The sequence below is a fragment of the Microbacterium sp. genome, assembly GCF_003248605.1.
Classification (GTDB): domain Bacteria; phylum Actinomycetota; class Actinomycetes; order Actinomycetales; family Microbacteriaceae; genus Microbacterium.
Genome location: NZ_QFPF01000012.1, coordinates 19,585 through 38,660, shown reverse-complemented (window position 1 = coordinate 38,660; position 19,076 = coordinate 19,585). Strand labels below are relative to the sequence as shown.

Below are 19,076 nucleotides of genomic sequence, written 5' to 3'. Positions count from 1 at the left end.
ATCTCCGACCGGACACGCGGCTGATCGTCGTCGAGCGACCCTCGCATGCGCTTGAGGGCGACCGTCCTGCCGAGGGCGGTGTCCTCCGCCCGGTAGACCCGCGCCATCCCGCCTTCGCCGATGCAGTCGCCGACGCGATAGCGACCCGCGAGCAAGGGGGGTTCGGCCGACGACATACCCGAAACGGTACGCGGGGGAAACGACCCGGCCGGGGCCCTTGACGGATCGGCCCGACCGTGCAGGGGGGAGGCGGTGGGCCCCGTGGGGCTCGAACCCACGACCCGCGGATTAAAAGTCCGATGCTCTACCGACTGAGCTAGAGGCCCGTGACCTCCAGCCTACCGGCGATGGATGCCGCATCCCTTCGCCGCATCGCGCTACGCCGTCAGATCGATCACGCTCGCATCACCCGCGTGCTGCTGCACCGCCGCGACACCCTTCTTGGCCGCGGACTTCGAGGAGTAGGCCTCGGAGTGCGCGATCACCGCACCATCGGGAGCGGTCAGCCGGAAGCGGTACTTGCCGTTCGCATCCTCGAAGAGTTCGAACTTGCCGGGCATGATCCGCTCCATTTCGTGTCGTCGGCATCGACCCCCACTGTCGGGATTGTGTCGTGCCGCGCGCTCGGGCACAAGGGGCGGCCGAAGTTCACGCGGCCGACACACCCCTCTGCCACGATGGGGCGATGAAGCGCGATGTGGGAGCACTCATCAGCCTGTCCGTCCTCGAACCCGCCGAACTCGTGTTCTCCATCGCCGTCGCGGCGGGGGTGACCCCGGCAACCGAGAACCTCTCCTTCACCCTCGACGGCGCCCCCGTCGAGTACGAGGAGCTCACCGACGCGCACGGCACACGCCTGCAACGCCTCGCCGTCGGCGCCGGCTCCTTCGAGGCGAGCTACTCCGCGAGCGTCGTCGGCCGTGCGGTACCCGAAGAGCTCGATGCGACCGATCTGATCCGCTACCTGCGACCCAGCCGCTACTGCGAGTCCGACACCCTCGTACCCACGGCGGTCGCCGAGTTCTCGGGCGTCACCGGCGTCGAGCTGCTCGGCGCCGTCAGCTCCTGGGTGGGCACCCGTCTGGCGTACGTGAGCGGATCGAGCCTGCCCACCGACGGCGCGGTGCGCACGATGCTCGCACGCCAGGGCGTCTGCCGCGACTACGCCCACCTGTGCGTCGCTCTTCTGCGTGCGATGAACGTGCCCGCCCGCCTCGCCGCCGTCTACGCGCCGGGGCTGTACCCGATGGACTTCCACGCGGTCGCCGAGGCGTACGTGGACGACGACTGGCACGTCGTCGATGCGACCACCCTCGCCCCGCGGGGCACCATGCTGCGGATCTCGACGGGTCGCGACGCGTCCGACACGGCGTTCCTCACGACCCTTTCGGGGGCGATCGAGCTCGGCGCGATGACCGTGACCGCGGTCGCCGACGTGCTGCCCGACGACGATGTGACCAAGCTCGACCGGCTGGGCTGAGCCATCAGCATGTAAACCTGTTGACATCGTAGGTGTCAACAGGTTTACTGAACGCATGGCCGAACGCATCACCGTCACTCTGCACGAACTGGTCTCGGCCCTCGACACCTACGCCGACGCGGTGCTGCAGTCTCGCTACGGCGTGACCTACAACCAGTTCGAGTTCCTCGTCGCCGTCCATGAGCAGGCACCGACCGACATCACCGGGCTTGCGCACTGCCTCCGGGTGAGCAAGGCCGCCGTGAGCAAGCGCGTCCCGGGCCTCGTCGCCGAGGGGTGGATAACCACGGGCACCGACCCGAGCCACGCCCGCCGCGTCATGCTCGCGCTCACCCCGCGTGCCGAGCGCCTCGTCCACGACGCCGGCGGCGCACTCGACGCGGAGTTCACGGCGCTGTTCGCCGACCCGCGGCTCGACCCCCGCCGAACGGCCGGAGCGGTCGACGTACCCACCCTCAACACCCACCTCGCCGTCCTCACCGACCTCGTCCTCGAGAAGGGAACCCCCTCGTGAACCCCCGCATCCTCGTCCTGATCGGCACACCGCTGCCCGACACCCTCACGCACGCGCTCGCCGGCGCCTATGCGCGGTCCGCCGGAGCGAGCGGCGCCGAGGTGCGCGTGATCGATCTCGCCCACGACCCCGTGCCCGAGCATCCACGCACCCGCAACGAACTGCGCATGCCCCGCACTGACGCCGACGTCCCGCTCGACCCGCAGGTCGCCTCCTACATCGAAGACGTGCGCTGGGCCGACCACATCGCAGTGTTCTACCCGCAGTGGTGGGGCACATACCCGGCAGCGATGAAGGCGTTCATCGACCGCGTGCTGCTGTCGGGCTTCGCGTTCCGGTACCGCCCGGCGGGCAAGCTGTGGGACCGCCTGCTGACCGGACGCACGGCGCGCATCGTCATGACGATGGACTCCCCCCGCGCCTGGAACGCGTTCGTGTACCGTGGGGCGGCCGAGACGAGCCTCACGCGGGCGATCCTCGGCTACTGCGGAATCCGCACGCGCGGCGTGACGCGCTTCGCCGAGGTGCGGCACCGCACCGACGACACGCGGCGCGGATGGGTCGACCAGGCCGCACGCCTGGGCGGACTCGACGGCGTGGCGGCGGTCTCCGCCGACCGCCGACACGCACGGCTCGGCTCATCCACCGGCCAGGGTGCGGGCGAGAACGCGGCAAGAACCCCCGTGACGACGCCCGAGAGGGCGTGACGCTCCCGGACCGTGCGCCGGGGTGCGCACACCCCCGCCGCGGTGGCACCCTGGAGACATGAGGGCCTGGATCGTGCGCTTCGCGTCGCTGTACATCTTCGATCTCGTCGTGCTGCTGCTCATCGGCTGGCTCACGCCGGGCGTGAGCGTGGGTTGGGCGGCGTTCTGGGCCGCCGTCATCCTCACCGCCGCGACGATCTGGCTCAAGCCCCTCATCCACCGTTGGTTCCGCGGCATGGCGGCGAAATCGCAGAACCGGCGCACCAAGATCGGCGAGAAGCTCGTGCAGTACGGGCTCGTCTTCGTCGTCGCCCTGATCGTCTGGGTGCTCGTCGTCGTCCTGACCCGGGTGAACGTGAGCGGCTGGTTCTGGGGCTACGTCCTGCCTCCGGTCGCCCTCCTCATCGCGTGGGCGATCTACGACCTCATCGACGACCGTATCGAGGCACGGGCAGGCGTGCTGTACGACTCCGCAACCGCTCGCGTCCGGGGCGGGCGGAGCACCGTGGATGCTGTGGCCCAGGCACCCGATTCGCCGGCAGCATCCGCGGGTCGTCGTGAACTGAAGGACGGCCTGACCGACGAACAGCGCCGCATGCTCGACGAGCTCTGAACCTCGACGAGCTCTGAACGGCGCCGCTGCCCGCCGGCCCGGTAACAATCCGTCGCGCGCGCGTCCCGCCGAGGCGGCGAGCGGGGAGAATGGGATCTCGCGCACCGTCGAGCGCTCTCGCGATCACCGCAGCCGCCGCCCCGCACCCCTCGCCTTGGAGTCCCTCATGCCCCGCACCCGCCTCGCCACCCTCGCCGCGGGCGCCGCCCTCGCAGCCCTCGCTCTCGCCGGCTGCGCCTCGGACGCCGGATCGGGCGACGGGGAGGACGCCGGCTACGTCACCCCCGGCACGCTCACGATCGCGACCGGCGACATCGCCTACTACCCCTATGTGATCGACGACGACCCGACCTCGGGTGAGGGGTTCGAAGCCGCCGTCGCGTACGCGATCGCCGACGAGCTGGGCTTCGCCGCCGACGAGGTCGAGTGGGTGCGCACGAGCTTCGAGGCGGCGATCGCGCCGGGTCCGAAGAACTTCGACTTCAACATCCAGCAGTACACGATCACCGAGGAGCGGGCGCAGGCCGTCGACTTCTCATCGCCTTACTACGCGGCGAGCCAGGCCATCGTCGCCGTCGAGGGCGGACCCGCCGACGGCGTCGACTCGATCGACGGGCTGAAAGACATCGTGATCGGCGCGATGGCGGGGTCCACGAGCGCCCAGACGCTCGAAGAGGTCGTGCAGCCGACCACCGCCCCGCAGCTGTTCGGCTCCAACGAAGACGTCGTCGCCGCCCTCAACGCGGGCCAGATCGACGCATTCGTGATCGACCTGCCCACCGCGTACCTCGCGACCGCGATGTACATCGAGGACTCCTTCATCGTCGGCGAGCTGCCGGCGGGCGGCATCCCCGACGAGTGGGGCGTGGTGCTGTCGAAGGACTCGCCCCTCACCGACGACGTCACCGCAGCGATCGACGAGCTGCGCGAGAGAGGCACCCTCGCCGAGATCACCGACGAATGGCTGGGCGCCGGCCAGGGCGTGACGCTGCTGCAGTGACCCGGCGCGGCGCCGATCACCGCCGGCCCGGTAGCGTCGAGCCGTGAGCGATCACTCCCCCAGCGAGCTCGAGCTCGACCGGCGCGCGTACCGCGCACGCCAGTCGCAGCGCTCGGTGCTGGTCGCGATCGCGTCATCGCTCGCCTTCGCGCTGATCGTCTGGGTCACCGTGATCAACACCCCCGGCTGGGCGGGGGTACAGCAGGCGTTCTTCGACCCCGCCATCGCGTGGGATGCGCTTCCCGCGGTGTGGGCCGGGTTCCTGCTCAATCTGCAGGTTCTCGGGCTGTCGGTCGTGACGGTCGGTGTGGTCGCGCTGGCGATCGCGCTGCTGCGCACGCTGCAGGGGCCCGTCTTCGTTCCCCTGCGGGCCCTCGCCGCCGCCTACACCGACATCTTCCGGGGCCTGCCGTTCATCATCGTGCTCTACCTCGTCGGCTTCGGCCTGCCGACCCTGTCGGGTGAGCGCATCCCCGTGATCGTGCTCGGCACGATCGCCGTGACCCTCACCTACTCGGCGTACGTCGCCGAGGTGATCCGCGCGGGCATCGAGTCGGTGCATCCCTCCCAGCGCCTCGCCGCCCGGGCTCTCGGTCTCGGATACGCCCAGACGCTGCGGCGCGTGGTGCTGCCGCAGGCGTTCCGCCGCATCACGCCTCCGCTCATGAACGACTTCGTCGCCATGCAGAAGGATGTCGGACTCATCTCGATCCTGGGGGCCACCGACGCCGTGCTCGCGGCGCGCATCGAGTCGTCGCAGACCTACAACTTCACCCCGTACGTCGTCGCCGGCATCCTGTTCATCCTGCTCGCGATCCCGACGATCCGCCTGACGGACTGGTACGCGGCGAGGCTGCGTCGCCGCGAGCAGTCGGGAGCGCTGCTGTGACCGTGCTGCTGCGGGCCTTCGATCTGCACAAGTCCTTCGGCGAGCGCCCCGTGCTGCGCGGCGTCTCGCTCGACCTCGCCGCCCACGAGGTCGTCGCGGTCATCGGTGCGAGCGGATCGGGCAAGTCGACGCTGCTGCGCTGCCTCGATCTGCTCGAGCCGATCGACGACGGCCAGATCCTGCTCGGCGACACCGACATCTCCGACCCGCGCATCGACGCGAACCGGGTGCGCGCGCGCCTGGGCATCGTCTTCCAGGCGTACAACCTCTTTCCGCACCTCTCGGCGCTCGACAACGTCACCCTCGCCTCGCGAGTGGTGCGGCGGGAGAGGCGACGGGATGCCGAGTCCCGCGGCCTTGCGATCCTCGAACGGGTCGGACTCGCCGACAAGGCGCGCGAACACCCCGACCGGCTCTCGGGCGGCCAGCAGCAGCGCGTGGCGATCGCGCGGGCGATCGCGACCGACCCCGAGGTGCTGCTGCTGGACGAGGTCACCTCCGCCCTCGACCCGGAGCTCGTGGGCGAGGTGCTGGAGCTTGTGCGCTCACTCGCCGAGGACGGCACCACGATCCTGATGGCGACGCACGAGATGGCGTTCGCGCGCGACGTCGCCCACCGTGTGCTGTTCCTCGATCAGGGCCGCGTGCTCGAGGAGGGCACCCCCGCCGAGGTCTTCGGCGCACCGCGCGAGGCGCGCACGCGGGCGTTCCTGGCCCGCTTCACCGCCTGAGCCGCGGCTCGCGCGGAAGTGGGGTCGAGAACAGGAGTGGGGCCCAGAACAGGAGCATCGGGCCCGAATCGTCCTGTTCTCGCCGCGTCGCCTGTTCTCGCGACTCAGCCGGCGAGGCGCTCGGCGGATTCGACGACGTTCGCCACGAGCAGCGCGCGGGTCATCGGCCCCACCCCGCCGGGGTTGGGCGAGAGCCACCCCGCGACCTCGGCGACGGCCGGATCGATGTCGCCCGAGAGCTTCGCCTTGCCCGATGCGCTCGTGCCGGTGCGCGTCACCCCGACGTCGAGCACGGCGGCGCCGGGCTTGATCCAATCGGCCTTGACCAGGTGCGGAACGCCCACCGCGGCGACGACGACGTCGGCGCGGCGGACGTGCTCGGCGAGGTCGGGTGTGCGCGAGTGCGTCAGGGTCACTGTCGCGTCGGTGCCGCGTCGGGTGAGCAGCAGTCCCAGGGGGCGGCCGACGGTGATACCGCGCCCGATGACGACTACGTGCTTTCCGGCCAAGCCCACGCCGTGGCGCTCGAGCAGCTCGATGACGCCGCGCGGCGTGCAGGGCAGGGGCCCGGCGACGGCCGTCGCGGGGTCGACGCCGAGCACGAGGCGACCGAGATTCGTCGGGTGCAGGCCGTCGGCATCCTTCGCCGGGTCGATCATCTCGATGATCGTGTTCTCATCGATGCCGGCCGGAAGCGGCAGCTGCGTGATGAAGCCCGTGACGGCCGGGTCGTCGTTGAGCGCGCGCACCGCGTCGGCGATCTCCTCGAAGCTCGCCGACGCCGGAAGCTCGACCTGAATCGAGGCCACGCCGACCTCGGCACAGTCGCGATGCTTGCCCGTCACGTACGACCGCGATCCCGGGTCATCGCCCACGAGGAGCGTGCCCAGACCCGGGACGATGCCCCGCTCGGCCAGCGCCGCCACGCGCGTGCGCAGCTCCTCCTTGATGGCCGCGGCCGTAGCCGTTCCGTCGAGCTTGTTCGCCGTCATCCGAATCTCCCGTCTCGAGGTACACGACGCATCGTCGCGTCGCGGCATCGCAGAATACCTATGTCCATAGTGATCCGCCGACACCGATCTTAGGTGCGGCGGACGCGCCCCACCAGCCCCGACTACTGCTCGAGGCCGGGGTACAGCGGGAACGCGGCCGTCAGAGCGGCCACCCGCGCGCGCAGCGCCTGCACGTCGGAGCCCGGCAACAGCGCGAGCGCGATGATGTCGGCCACCTCGGCGAACTCGGCCTCGCCGAAACCGCGCGTCGCGAGCGCGGGCGTGCCGATGCGCAGACCCGACGTGACCATCGGGGGGCGCGGGTCGTTCGGCACCGAGTTGCGGTTGACGGTGATGTGGATCTCGTGCAGCAGATCTTCGGCCTGCTTGCCGTCGATCGCCGCGTCGCGCAGGTCGACGAGCACGAGGTGCACATCGGTACCGCCCGAGCGCAGGGTGATGCCGGCATCCGCGACATCCTGCTGCGTCAGCCGCTCGGCGAGGATCGCGGCGCCCCGCACCGTACGGGCCTGGCGGTCTTTGAACGCGTCGGAGGCGGCGATCTTGAACGCCGTCGCCTTCGCCGCGATCACGTGCATCAGCGGGCCGCCCTGCTGGCCCGGGAAGACCGCCGTGTTGATCTTCTTGGCCAGGTCGGCGTCGTCGGTCAGGATGAAGCCCGACCGCGGGCCGCCGATGGTCTTGTGCACCGTGGAGGAGACGACGTGCGCATGCGGCACGGGCGAGGGGTGGAGGCCTGCGGCGACGAGCCCGGCGAAGTGCGCCATGTCGACCCAGAGGTAGGCGCCCACCTCGTCGGCGATGGCGCGGAAGGCGGCGAAGTCGAGCTGGCGGGGGTAGGCCGACCAACCCGCGATGATCACCTTCGGCTTGTGCTCGAGCGCGAGGCGGCGCACCTCGGCCATGTCGACGAGCGAGGTCTCGGGGTCGACGCCGTACGCGACGATGTCGTACAGGCGGCCCGAGAAGTTGATCTTCATGCCGTGCGTGAGGTGCCCGCCGTGATCGAGCGAAAGACCCAGCAGCGTGTCGCCGGGACGCGCGATCGCGTGGAGCACCGCAGCGTTGGCCGTCGCTCCCGAGTGCGGCTGCACGTTGGCGAACTGCGCGCCGAACAGGCTCTTGGCCCGTTCGATGGCGAGCTCTTCGGCCACGTCCACCTCTTCGCAGCCGCCGTAGTAGCGGCGGCCGGGGTAGCCCTCGGCGTACTTGTTGGTGAGCACCGAGCCCTGCGACTGCAGCACCGAGACCGGCACGAAGTTCTCGGACGCGATCATCTCGAGGTACCCGCGCTGGCGGTCGAGTTCGCGCTGGAGCACCTGCGCGATCTCGGGATCGACCTCGGAGAGGGGGGCGGAGAAGAGCGGATCGGTCATAGCGGCCTCCTGGACGACGGCTTGCAGCAGGGTTCTACATCGACCCAGGCGTACGGTCGAATGCCGTTGTCAGCCGCTCCCCGGTGGTGACCCACCCAAACGCCAGTCGCGACGGGTAGAGCATACCGGATGGCGGCGACACGAAGCCCTGGTGGATGCTGTCGCCAGTTTGTTAGGGTTCCTTACATGATCCCGTACCCGGCTCGAGTCGACGACGTGCCGGGAGGGCTGGCCGTGCGCCTCGCGCCCGGGTTCGTCATCGATGCCCCGGCGACGTTCGACACCGCATGGCTGCGCGCGGCGATCGGCGCACGCGCGGGATGGGACTCCGGCATCCGCTCGGTCGCCCACGACGCGGCGACCGTGAGCCTGCGCCTGGCGGAAGAGGCGAGCGAGCATCCCGAGGGATACCGCCTCCGCGCGGACGGGGATCGGATCGACATCGCCGCTCCGACCGAGGCCGGGCTCTTCTACGGCGCGCAGACGCTCGTGCAGCTGCTGCGCCCCGCGCCCGGGGACGGATGGCGGGTGCCGGCGATCGATATCGAGGACGCGCCGCGGTTCGCGCACCGCGGCCTGATGCTGGATGTCGCGCGGCACTTCTTCGGCGTCGAGACCGTCTGTGCGCTGATCGACCGGGCGGCAGCGCTCAAGCTCAACACGCTGCACCTGCATCTGACGGACGACCAGGGGTGGCGGCTCCACATCGATGCCTGGCCGCGCCTGACGGAGGTCGCGGCATCGGGCTCGGCGAACGGCGACCCCGGCGGGTTCTTCACCCGCGAGGACTACCGCGGGATCGTCGCGCACGCCGCCGCCCGGCACATGACCGTGGTGCCCGAGATCGACATGCCGGGGCACACGCACGCCGTCGGCGTCGCCTACCCCCACCTCGCCGCCGCGCCAGTGCTCACCGACGACCTGCGCGCGCAGGCCACGGAGCTCGACCAGGAACTGCCGGCGGCCGGCGAGCCGTACGCGGGGTGGGCGGTCGGGTTCTCGTCGCTGCGCATCGGCGACCCACGGGTCGAGGGCTTCGTGAGGGATGTCGTCGCGGAGGTCGCCGCGCTCACGCCCGGCCCGTACGTGCACATCGGCGGCGACGAGGCGCACGGCACGGACCCGTCGGACTACGCGGCCTTCGTGCGCCACGCGGCCGAGGCGGTCGCGGCGGCCGGCAAGACGCCGATCGCCTGGCACGAGGCGGGCCTTGTCGGGGGCCTGCCGGCCGGGACGGTCGGGCAGTACTGGGGTCTGCGCTCCCCCGTCGACGGCCAGGACGACGCGGCGCGCGCCTTCGACGGCGGCGTGATCCTCTCGCCGGCCGACGCGGTCTACCTCGACATGAAGTACGACGGCGGCACCCGGCTGGGGCTGACGTGGGCCGATGGCCCCACGAGCGTCGAGCGCGCCTACGACTGGGATCCGGCGACGGTGATCGACGGCCTCGACGAGGCCCGTGTGCGGGGCGTCGAGGCGGCGCTGTGGACCGAGACGATCGCCACCCCCGCCGATATCGACGAGATGGTCTTCCCGCGCATCGCCACCGCCGCGGAGATCGCGTGGTCCCCCTCGTCGGCCCTCGCCGCGGAGCGGACGTGGGAGTCGTTCCGCGTGCGCGTGGCCGCCCTCGAGCCGCTGTGGCACGCGCTCGGCATCGGGTTCTTCGCCTCGCCCGAGATCGCGCGGGTGACGAGATGAGCACGCTCATCCACTCGGTGCGGCTGATGACAGCATCCACCGCGGGAGAGATGACCGACACGGACGACGCGTGGGTGCTGTTCGAGCGCGGCCGCGTCGCCGCGCTCGGCACGGGCGACGAGTGGCGTGCGCGCGTTGCGGCGCGGGTGATCGACGGGCGGGTGGATGCCGGGCCCGGCGCTCTGCTCACCCCGGGCATGATCGATCTGCACGGGCACGGGGCGGCGGGGGTCTCGTACGACGATCCCGATGCCGATGCGGTGCTGCGCGCGGTTGCCGCCCACGCACGGCACGGCACGACCCGCGCGATCCTCTCTCTCGCCACGGCCGAGGCTGCCGCGATGCAGGCCGCGGCAGCGCGCATCGCCGATCTCGTCGGTGATGAGACCGGCGTGCTCGGGTCGCACCTCGAGGGACCCTTTCTCGACGCGGCCCACCGCGGCGCGCACGCGGGCGACCTGCTGCGCCCACCCCTCCCCGATGCCGTCGCCGCGCTGCTGCGCGCCGGCCGGGGAACCGTCCGGCAGATCACTCTGGCACCCGAGCTGCCGGGCGGATTCGACGCCGTCAGGGCTGTGGTCGACGCGGGCGCGATCGCCGCGGTCGGACACACCGGCGCATCGGCCGAGATCGCGGCGCGGGCCTTCGATGCGGGGGCGCGCATACTCACCCACGCCTTCAACGCGATGCCGGGCCTGCACCACCGCGCGCCGGGCCCCGTCGCGGCGGCCGCCGCCGACGATCGCGTCACGCTCGAGGCGATCGCCGACGGCGTGCACCTCGACCCCGTCGTGCTCACGCTGCTCACGCGCATGGCACCGGGGCGCGTCGCGCTCGTGACCGACGCGATGGCGGCGACGTGCGCGGGCGACGGCGACTACCGCCTCGGCGTCCTCGACGTCTCGGTGGAGGGCGGCATCGCGCACGTCCGCGGCACCACGACGATCGCCGGCTCCACGCTCACGCAGGACCGCGCCGTGCGGGTCGCGGTCGCCGCGGGCGTGCCCCTTCCCGACGCGGTGCACGCGGCCACGGCGGCTCCCGCCCGCCTGCTGGGCCGGGGCGACCTCGGGATGCTGCAGCCCGCCGCGGCGGCCGACGCGGTGCTCTGGAGCGCCGATCTCGCGGTGCGGGGCGTATGGCGGGCGGGCACGCGGCTGAGCTGACCGCGGCGCCCGGGGCGCAGCATCCCGTTTCTCGGCGTTGGGGCGTCAGCGCGACGTTGGGGCGTCAGGGCGACGGTGGGGCTGGGGCGTCAGGGCGACGTTGGGGCGTGCTGCTCCGCGCCCCAACGTGATTCCGACGCCCCAACGTCCGGGGGGAGGCGCGGCAGCGCGCGCCGGACGGGCGCCCGGGGCGGCACGAACCCCGTGCGGGCGGAAGCCTCATACAACTCTCATGTGCCTGGGTCGGGCACGACGCGCCGAGTGCGGCACAATGGGGAGACGTCCGTGTGTTCGGCGCCGCGCGGGCGGCATTGGGGAATGTGATCCGCGGATCACCGGCGTCTGGGGAGCATGATGGGGACTTTTCTGCCTGTCGCCGACGCGGATGACGTCGGCGCAGCTGCCGATGTCGAACTGATCCAGCGCGTGCACCGGCGCGATCCCGCCGCCTCCGCGGAGCTCTGGCGTCGCCACTACCGCCACGCGCTCGCAGCGACCGAGGCGATCGGCGACACGGAGGATCCGGCGCTCGTCGCCGACGCGTTCCGCCGCGTCGAGGAGGGCATCGTGCGCGGGGAGCGGCCTCGCGGAGCCTTCCGCGCCCATCTGCTCGCGAAGGTGCGCGCCATCGCCGTCGCGGCGGGTTCGGCCTCGGGCGCCCGCGCCCGAGTGGCCCCGCGGGACCGGTCCGCGGCCGATGCGTACGGCGAGCTCTTCTCCGACCAGCAGGAGCTGCTCTGGTACTCCGAGATCGAGGGGATGACCCCCGACGCGATCACGCCGCTCGTGCACGCCGCGCCCACGGCCGTCACCAAACTCAGCGCGGGTGCCCGCCGCGAACTGCGTCGCATCTGGCTGAAGGCGCGCCCCGCCGAGCCCGAGATCGCGGCGGGGTGCGCGTGGACGCGCACCCAGCTGCCGGCCCTCGCCGAGGCGTCGCTGAACACCGCCGACGCCGAGCGCGCACAGGAGCATCTCGCCGAGTGCCGCGCGTGCGCCGCCCTGGCGACCGAGGTCGATCGCCTGCCCTCGCGGCTCGCCGCCGGCGTGCTGCCGGGCGTGCTCGGTGCAGCCGGCGCCGCCGCCTACCGCACGACCGTTCTCGACACCGGTGTGCGAACCGCCGACATCCCGCCCGTGCCTGGCGCGGCGGCCGCGCTCGCGCCTGGCGCGACGGCGGCAGCGGCGGCAGCCGGTTCGGCCGTCATCGCCTCCGCGACCGTGACCTCCCCCGCGCCGGGCGACGTCTTCGATGCGGGCACACCCGCCGAGGTCGCCGCACGCGCTCTCGCCGCTCCGGCCGCGCTGACACCCGCGGGGCGCGCGGCGGGGCGCGCCGCCTCGACCCGCCGACCGCGTGCGGGCCGCCGCGCGTTCTCCGGCGTCGCCATCACCGCGGTGCTCGTGACCGGGGCTGTCGTCGCCACCGGCGCCGTCGCCGTTTCGGTGCTGCCGACGCTCGGCACGCAGGATACGACCCGGACCATCGACGCCGACACGCGGCTCACCGCGTCCGAGACGACGCCCACGCCACGCCCCACCCGGTCGGCCACCACCGCGCCGAGCACGACAGAGGACCCGCCCGCCCCTCTGCTGCCCGAGGCGGCACCACCGGCCTCCGGTGGCACCGATCGGGTGGGTACAGCGCCGCGCACGATCCCCCGCACACCGTCCGCGCCATTCGCGCTGCGCGATGTCTTCCAGTCGCCGGCGCCCAGCCCGTCCGCACCCACGCCGGCCCCGGTCCGCCCGACGACACCGACGACACCGACCGCGCCCACCGCGCCCAGCACACCGACGACACCCGCCGGCCCCACGACCCCGACGACGCCGGATCCCGTGCGACCCACGCCCACTCCTGATCCCGTGCAGCCGACGACCCCGCCGACCGATCCCGAACCGACGACCCCACCCGTCACCACGCCGCCGACGAACCCGCCCACCACTCCCCCGGTAGAGCCGGAGCCCGAACCGGAGCCCGAGCCCCAGCCCGACCCCGAACCCGCACCCGCACCGCAGCCCGAGCCGACAACGCCGATCGCCGACCTCCTCGATCAGCTCTTCACTCCCCCACCGGCCGCCCCCTGAGCATCCCCGGCCGCGAACGGCCACCAGCCACGCCGCACCGCCCCCGCGCACACCGCTCGTAGAATCGAACGATGAGCAACACCCCCCACGTCGGACCCTCCACGCCCGAGCAGCCCCGCCCCGCGGGCGTCGTGGCACGACCGGGCGCGCTCGACATCGTCCGCCTGCTCACCGAGATCGTCGCCGTCGGAACCCTCGTGCTGTGGGGTTTCGTCTCGTTCCCCGTGCCGTGGAACATCGTCGCCGGACTCGGCGCACCCGCGTTCGCAATCCTGCTGTGGGCGCTGTTCGTCTCCCCCCGCGCGGTCGTGGCCGTGCATCCGTTCGTCGCGGCCGTCGTCGAGCTGCTCATCTTCGTGTCGGTGACACTGGCCTGGTGGAGCATGGGTCAGCCGTGGGTCGGCGTCGCGTTCGGCCTCGTCGCTGTGGCGACGGGGATGCTGGTCGGCAGACGCCGGTTCGCGTGAGCGCCGCGCGTCCATGATCGACCACGGGGATGTCGTCACCCGCCTCCGCGGCGCACTCGGCGATCGTGTCGACACCACCGAGGCGAGCCTCGAGGGCGCCCGCGTCGACAAGTCCGGGCACCGTTCCGCGGGTGCTCCGCTCGCGGTCGTGCACGCCGCCTCGGCCGCCGACGTGCAAGAGACCCTGCGCATCGCGAGCGCGACGCGCACCCCGGTCGTCACCCGCGGCGCGGGCACCGGTCTCGCGGGGGCGGCGATGGCCGGACCCGGCGAGATCGTCCTCTCGACGCGCGCCATGACGCGGATACTCGAGATCAACGCCGACGACCTGCTCGCGGTCGTCGAGCCCGGAATCCTCAACGCCGAGCTCGGCGACGCACTCGCCCTTCACGGCCTGTGGTGGGCACCCGATCCCGCCAGTCGCGCGATCTCGACGGTGGGCGGCAACATCGCCACCGGCGCCGGCGGCCTGCTGTGCGCGAAGTACGGCGTCGTGCGCGACGCGGTACTCGGCGTCGACCTGGTCACCGCCGATGGAGAGCTGCTGCGACTGGGTCATCGCAGCGTCAAGGGTGTGACGGGGCTCGATCTGACCTCACTCGTGATCGGATCCGAGGGCACGCTGGGCGTCATCGTCGGCGCGACGCTGAAGCTGCGCCGCCGCACACCCGGCACGGTGCGCACGATCGCGGCGACCTTCGCCGATGTAGGGCGGGCGGCACGGGCCTCCGCCGCGGTCACGGCCGCCGGCATCCAGCCCGCCCTCATGGAGTTGATGGATGCTGCAAGCCTGTCCGCCGTGCACGACCTGCTGGGCCTTCAGCCCCCGACGCCCGGCGCCACGCAGTTGACGGTGCAGACCGACGGCCCCGCGGCGGATGCCGAGGCCGACGAGATCGCGCGCGTGCTCACCGCGCACGGCGGAACCGTGGCTCTCTCGCACGATGCCGCCGAGGGCGAGCGGCTGCTCGGCATCCGCCGCTCGTTCCACGCCGCGATGGAGGCGCTCGGCACCACGCTGATCGAGGACGTCTCCGTTCCGCGCAGCTCCCTCGCGGCGATGTTTGACGAGATCGCCCGCATCGAGCGGTCCTACGACATCGCGATCCCCACCGTCGCGCATGCGGGCGACGGCAACCTGCACCCGAATTTCGTCTTCACGGCGCCCGTGGCCGAGGGTGTGCCCGCCGTGCCCGAGCACATCTGGGCCGCCGCCGACGAGCTCTTCCGTGCTGCGCTGCGCCTGGGCGGCACCCTCACCGGCGAACACGGCATCGGCGTGCTCAAGCGGCGGTGGCTGGCCGACGAGCTCGGCGACGCGCAGTGGGAGCTGCAGCGCAGGATCACGCGCGCGTTCGATCCGCTCGGCATCCTGAACCCCGGCAAGGTGTTCTGAGCGCTGCCGGGCGTGCCGGCGTTGGGCGCGCGCCCGCGCCCACACTTCGCTCCGCGCCGATGCCCGCGTCCGCGCTTTGCGCGCGCCTCCCACCCGCGAACCCACATTTTTGCAGCGAACCACCATCAGACGCGTGGTGGCTCGCTGCAAAAATGTGGGTTCGGGGACAGAGCGCGGCGGCAGCGCGCGGGCACGCGGCAGAGCGCGGCGGCAGCGCGCGGGCGCGCGGCAGAGCGCGGCGCGTCAGAGGCCCTGCCAGGCCGGCTTGTGCGCCCACGCCTCGCGGTAGTAGTCCGCGAACCCCAGGGTGGATGCTGCAGCCTCATCGACCACGACGCTCACACGCTCGTGCAACTGAATCGCCGACGCCGGCAGGGATGCGGTGAGCGGGCCCTCGACGGCGCCCGCGACCGCGGCGGCCTTGCCCTCGCCGAACGCGAGGAGGACGAGGTGGCGCGCGTCGAGGATCGTCCCGAGCCCCTGCGTGATGCAGTGCCTCGGCACCTCGTCGGGGCCGGCGAAGAACCGCGCGTTGTCCTCGCGCGTCTGCCGCGTGAGCGTCTTGACGCGGGTGCGCGACGCGAACGAGGACCCGGGCTCGTTGAACCCGATGTGACCGTCGCTGCCGATGCCGAGGATCTGCAGATCGATGCCCCCGGCATCCGCGATCTCGTGCTCGTAGTCCTCGCCCGCGTGCTCGATGCCCGGCAGCGTTCCCCGCGGCAGCCGCACCCGCGCCGGATCGAGCCCGAGCGGGCGCACGACCTCGCGCTCGATCACCCGCGCGTAGGACTCGGGGTGGGCGGGGTCGAGCCCGACATACTCGTCGAGCGCGAAGGCGCGCACGTGCGAGACATCCACGCCCGCGAGGCGCGTGCGCAGCGCCGCGTAAACGGGCAGCGGGGTCGATCCCGTCGCAAGTCCCAGCACCGTCTCGGGCCGGCGGCGCACGAGCGCGGCGATGTGATCGGCCACGAGCGCGCCGCCCGCCGCTGCATCGCGCACGATGATCACCTCAGCCACGCGCGAGCACCCCCCTCAGCTGCGACGCCGGGCGGTCGGCGCCCGCGAGCGCCGCGCCGAGCGCCGCCGCGGCCGAGCCCTCGGGCAGGGTCTCGATGCGCTCGTCGAGGCGCAGCGAACCGAGAAACGAGGATGCTGCGGCCGAGCGCCGCAGCTCCCGCCGCACGTCTGCCAGGAGACGGTCGCCGAGAGCTGCCAGCCCGCCGCCGATCGTCACGACATCGACGTCCGCCGTGAGCACGAGCACGCGCACCGCGGCGGAAACCCCGTGGGCCAGTCCCGCCCGCAGCGCGATCGCCCGCGTGTCGCCCGCGTCGGCGGCGTCGAACACGTCCCGCACCGGCAGCGTCCCGGGATGCCCCCAGCGGCGCGCGATCGCGGCGCCGCCGGCGAGCGCCTCGATGCAGCCCACCTGACCGCAGCGGCAGTCGGGCCCGGCGGGGTCGATCGAGATGTGTCCGATCTCGCCCGCCGCCCCGCGCGTCCCGCGCCACAGCGCGCCGCCCGTGAGCACTCCCGCGGCGACGCCCGTGCCGAGGTTGAGATACGCCATCGATGCGGCGCCGCCGCGCAGGAAGGCGGCGCCCAGGGTCGCGGCCTTGACGTCGTTCTCGATCCGCACCGCCGATCCCGACGCGTCGGCGAGCGCCGCCCCGAGATCGAACGAGTCGAGGCCGAGGTTCACCGCGTGCTCGACGCGCGTCGTTCCGGGCACGATCTGGCCCGGGATGCCGATGCCGATCGTCGTCGGATCACCGGGTGCGATGCCCGCCTGGCCCCGCAGGGCGGTGACAGCGTCGAGGATGGTCGCCACGACGGCATCCGGCCCCCACCCTGTGGTCAGTCGCACGCGCGCGAGGATCTCGCCGTCGCGGACGGCGACGGCATCGGTCTTGGAGCCCCCGACGTCGAGCCCGAGGGTGATCGGCCGGTGCCGCGGAGGCGGGCCGGCGGGAGGTGTGTCGGACATCAGCCTTTGACCGCCCCCGAGACGAGGCCGCTGGTCATGCGGCTCTGCACGATGAGGAAGAAGATCACGACGGGAACCGCCACGAGCGTCGAGCCCGCCATCAGCTGCGCCCAGTCGATGCCGCCGTTGGGATCGAGGAAGGTGCGCAGCCACACCGGCAGCGTCATGGCCTCGGGGCGCGGGTTGAGCACGAGCGCGAAGATGAACTCGTTCCAGGCCTGGATGAAGCCGAACACACCGGTCGCGACCAGACCCGGCGCCAGCAGCGGGAACGTGATGCGCCAGAACGCCTGGGCACGGCTGAGTCCATCGATCATCGCGGCTTCCTCGAGTTCGATGGGCACTCCGGCCACGAACCCGCGCAGCGTCCAGATCGTGAAGGGCAGGACGGTGGCGATGTAGACGGCCGAGAGCCCGATGATCGTGTTGAGCATCTGCCAGCCGTCGACGAGCCGGAAGATCGAGATGATCATCGCCTCCGCGGGGATCATCTGGATGACCAGGATCGCGATGATGAACCCGCCGCGGCTGCGGAAACGGAAACGCGACACCGCCAGCGCGGCGAGGAAGGCGAAGACGAGCGCGACGACGATCGTCACGAGAGTCACCTGCAGCGAGTTCAGCAGCGCCGGCAGGAACGGCGCGCGCCCGTCGCCCGCGAGGATCCCGGCGTAGTTGTCGAGCGTGAACTGCTCGGGCCAGAAGTTGACGTCGGTGCCGCGCACCTGCGAGTTCGGCTGCAGCGATGTGTTGAGCATCCAGTAGACCGGAAAGACGGACGCGACGAACACGATGACCGCGGCGACCGCGGCCAGGAACCCGCCCAGGCGACGGCGTCGGCGGGGGGCGCGCGCGTCGCGCCGCGCCGTGACGAGGGATGCTGTCGTGGTCACTCCGCGTCCTCCTTGATGCTGCGGCGGACGTAGAAGATCGAGATCGCCACCAGGAGCAGCACGACGATCACGGAGATCGCACCGCCCATTCCGAAATCGCCGGAGCCGAGCGAGACACGGTAGATGTAGACACCCAGCGTGTTCGTCTGCTCCGCAAGCCCGCCGATGGACTGCAGCGCGTAGATCTGGGTGAACACGCGCAGGTCCCAGATGACCTGCAGGATCGTGACGACGATGAGGATCGATCGGATGTAGGGCACGATCACGAAGAAGAACCGCTTCGCGCCGCCCGCTCCATCGAGCTGGGCGGCCTCCATGACCTCGTCGGGAACCTGCGTGAGTCCGGCGTACACCGTGAAGGCGACGAAGGGCACCGCGCCCCAGACGATGATGATCGCGGCGACGAAGAAGAAGCTGAGCGGCTCGATGAGCCACGAGTGCCCCTCGAAAGGCAACCCGAACCACGAGCTCAGCACGTGGTTGAGCACGCCGTACTGGGTGTCGAAGATCCACCCCCAGACGATGGTCGCCGACAGCGGCGGCATCGCCCAGGCCAGCAGCAGGCCGATCGAGACCAGGGTGCGCAGGGCCGTGCCGAGCCGCTTCATGAGCAGCGCGACCAGCACGCCCAGCACCATCGTGACGACGACGCACACGGCGGCGAAGGCGAGCGAGCGCCCCAGCACCGCCCAGAACGCGTCGTCGGTGAGCACCGCGAGGTAGTTGTCGAAGCCGACGAACTCGGGCGGGGCGCCAAAGACCTGCTCGCGGCCGAAGCGCTGGAACGACATGATGACCAGCTGCACGAGCGGCCAGGCCGTGATCGCGGCGAGCACGATCAGGGCGGGCAGGAGGAGCGCGTACGGGGTGAACCCGCCGCGTCGCCGGCGCCGGGGCGCCCTTCCGGGGGGTGCCGGGGAGATCAGCCGCTCGCCGTCGATCGCGCTGACAGCGGGAGCGGCATCGCTGCGGACGCTCGCCATGGGGACTCCTTGTGTTCGGATGACGGGTGCTTCGGGCGAGCGGGGCGCCATGCGCGACGCACCCGC

At 72.0% G+C, this 19,076-nt stretch carries 19 protein-coding genes, 1 tRNA gene and 1 riboswitch; of the genes, 12 read left to right on the top strand and 8 right to left on the bottom strand.

What is annotated here, in order from left to right; all coding sequences use genetic code 11:
• Positions 1-253 precede the first annotated feature (253 nt).
• Together DI573_RS03500 and DI573_RS03495 are read right to left on the bottom strand one after the other, a co-directional pair.
• Positions 254-326 (bottom strand) — tRNA-Lys (locus DI573_RS03500).
• A 51-nt stretch (positions 327-377) separates the two neighbouring features.
• Positions 378-560: a YegP family protein gene (locus DI573_RS03495; protein WP_292810686.1), complete on the bottom strand. Its 183-nt coding sequence runs from the start codon at positions 558-560 to the stop codon at positions 378-380.
• Between the two features lie 125 nt (positions 561-685).
• Here DI573_RS03495 and DI573_RS03490 point away from each other — a divergent pair, with 125 nt between their 5' ends.
• The 7 genes from DI573_RS03490 (at position 686) to DI573_RS03460 (ending at position 5,934) form a co-directional block, all read left to right on the top strand.
• Positions 686-1,480 (top strand): transglutaminase family protein, encoded by a 795-nt coding sequence (locus DI573_RS03490; RefSeq protein WP_292810684.1) that lies wholly within the window; start codon positions 686-688, stop codon positions 1,478-1,480.
• Between the two features lie 55 nt (positions 1,481-1,535).
• Positions 1,536-1,994, top strand: a complete 459-nt coding sequence (locus DI573_RS03485; RefSeq protein ID WP_292810682.1) for a MarR family winged helix-turn-helix transcriptional regulator — start codon at positions 1,536-1,538, stop codon at positions 1,992-1,994.
• A complete protein-coding gene (locus DI573_RS03480; RefSeq protein ID WP_292810680.1) occupies positions 1,991-2,701 on the top strand; it encodes an NAD(P)H-dependent oxidoreductase in 711 nt (236 codons plus the stop codon). Before DI573_RS03485 ends, DI573_RS03480 begins: the two co-directional genes overlap by 4 nt.
• Positions 2,702-2,759: 58 nt before the next feature.
• Positions 2,760-3,314 carry a hypothetical protein gene (locus DI573_RS03475; protein WP_292810677.1) on the top strand — a complete coding sequence of 185 codons (555 nt, stop codon included), beginning with the start codon at positions 2,760-2,762 and terminating at the stop codon, positions 3,312-3,314.
• 166 nt (positions 3,315-3,480) lie between these two features.
• Positions 3,481-4,314, top strand: a complete 834-nt coding sequence (locus tag DI573_RS03470; RefSeq protein WP_292810675.1) for an ABC transporter substrate-binding protein — start codon at positions 3,481-3,483, stop codon at positions 4,312-4,314.
• Positions 4,315-4,357: 43 nt separating this feature from the next.
• On the top strand, positions 4,358-5,203 hold the full coding sequence (locus DI573_RS03465; protein ID WP_292810673.1) for an amino acid ABC transporter permease: 846 nt from the start codon (positions 4,358-4,360) through the stop codon (positions 5,201-5,203).
• Positions 5,200-5,934: an amino acid ABC transporter ATP-binding protein gene (locus DI573_RS03460; protein ID WP_292810671.1), complete on the top strand. Its 735-nt coding sequence runs from the start codon at positions 5,200-5,202 to the stop codon at positions 5,932-5,934. The genes DI573_RS03465 and DI573_RS03460 overlap by 4 nt, the downstream gene beginning before the upstream one ends.
• Positions 5,935-6,038: 104 nt before the next feature.
• Here DI573_RS03460 and DI573_RS03455 read toward each other — a convergent pair whose 3' ends face one another.
• Together DI573_RS03455 and glyA are read right to left on the bottom strand one after the other, a co-directional pair.
• Positions 6,039-6,926: a bifunctional methylenetetrahydrofolate dehydrogenase/methenyltetrahydrofolate cyclohydrolase gene (locus tag DI573_RS03455; protein ID WP_292810670.1), complete on the bottom strand. Its 888-nt coding sequence runs from the start codon at positions 6,924-6,926 to the stop codon at positions 6,039-6,041.
• A gap of 122 nt (positions 6,927-7,048) precedes the next feature.
• Positions 7,049-8,323, bottom strand: coding sequence for a serine hydroxymethyltransferase (gene glyA / locus DI573_RS03450; protein ID WP_292810669.1), 1,275 nt, complete (start codon positions 8,321-8,323; stop codon positions 7,049-7,051).
• 35 nt (positions 8,324-8,358) lie between these two features.
• Positions 8,359-8,443: riboswitch (ZMP/ZTP riboswitch) on the bottom strand.
• Positions 8,444-8,509: 66 nt separating this feature from the next.
• Between glyA and DI573_RS03445 the strand changes: the two genes are divergently transcribed.
• The 5 genes from DI573_RS03445 to DI573_RS03425 all read left to right on the top strand — a co-directional run bounded on the left by DI573_RS03445 (position 8,510) and on the right by DI573_RS03425 (position 15,141).
• Entirely contained in the window at positions 8,510-10,024 is a 1,515-nt protein-coding gene (locus tag DI573_RS03445) for a beta-N-acetylhexosaminidase (protein WP_292810668.1), read from the top strand.
• Complete coding sequence (locus tag DI573_RS03440; RefSeq protein WP_292810666.1) at positions 10,021-11,190, top strand: amidohydrolase family protein; 1,170 nt, start codon at positions 10,021-10,023, stop codon at positions 11,188-11,190. The genes DI573_RS03445 and DI573_RS03440 overlap by 4 nt, the downstream gene beginning before the upstream one ends.
• 351 nt (positions 11,191-11,541) lie before the next feature.
• Positions 11,542-13,278, top strand: coding sequence for a hypothetical protein (locus DI573_RS03435; protein ID WP_292810664.1), 1,737 nt, complete (start codon positions 11,542-11,544; stop codon positions 13,276-13,278).
• A gap of 71 nt (positions 13,279-13,349) precedes the next feature.
• Positions 13,350-13,745, top strand: coding sequence for a YrdB family protein (locus DI573_RS03430; protein WP_292810662.1), 396 nt, complete (start codon positions 13,350-13,352; stop codon positions 13,743-13,745).
• 13 nt (positions 13,746-13,758) lie between these two features.
• The gene (locus DI573_RS03425) at positions 13,759-15,141 is read left to right on the top strand and encodes an FAD-linked oxidase C-terminal domain-containing protein (protein WP_292810659.1); all 1,383 of its coding nucleotides are present in this window, start codon (positions 13,759-13,761) and stop codon (positions 15,139-15,141) included.
• 243 nt (positions 15,142-15,384) lie between these two features.
• Here the strand turns inward: DI573_RS03425 and DI573_RS03420 are convergent, their stop codons facing one another.
• The 4 genes from DI573_RS03420 to DI573_RS03405 are packed head-to-tail and all read right to left on the bottom strand — an operon-like array spanning position 15,385 to position 19,010.
• Positions 15,385-16,164: a glucosamine-6-phosphate deaminase gene (locus DI573_RS03420; RefSeq protein ID WP_292810657.1), complete on the bottom strand. Its 780-nt coding sequence runs from the start codon at positions 16,162-16,164 to the stop codon at positions 15,385-15,387.
• The gene (locus tag DI573_RS03415; RefSeq protein ID WP_292810655.1) at positions 16,157-17,134 is read right to left on the bottom strand and encodes an ROK family protein; all 978 of its coding nucleotides are present in this window, start codon (positions 17,132-17,134) and stop codon (positions 16,157-16,159) included. The genes DI573_RS03420 and DI573_RS03415 overlap by 8 nt, the downstream gene beginning before the upstream one ends.
• Positions 17,134-18,027 carry a carbohydrate ABC transporter permease gene (locus DI573_RS03410; protein ID WP_363331332.1) on the bottom strand — a complete coding sequence of 298 codons (894 nt, stop codon included), beginning with the start codon at positions 18,025-18,027 and terminating at the stop codon, positions 17,134-17,136. The genes DI573_RS03415 and DI573_RS03410 overlap by 1 nt, the downstream gene beginning before the upstream one ends.
• On the bottom strand, positions 18,024-19,010 hold the full coding sequence (locus tag DI573_RS03405) for a sugar ABC transporter permease (protein ID WP_292810653.1): 987 nt from the start codon (positions 19,008-19,010) through the stop codon (positions 18,024-18,026). Before DI573_RS03405 ends, DI573_RS03410 begins: the two co-directional genes overlap by 4 nt.
• Positions 19,011-19,076 lie beyond the last annotated feature (66 nt).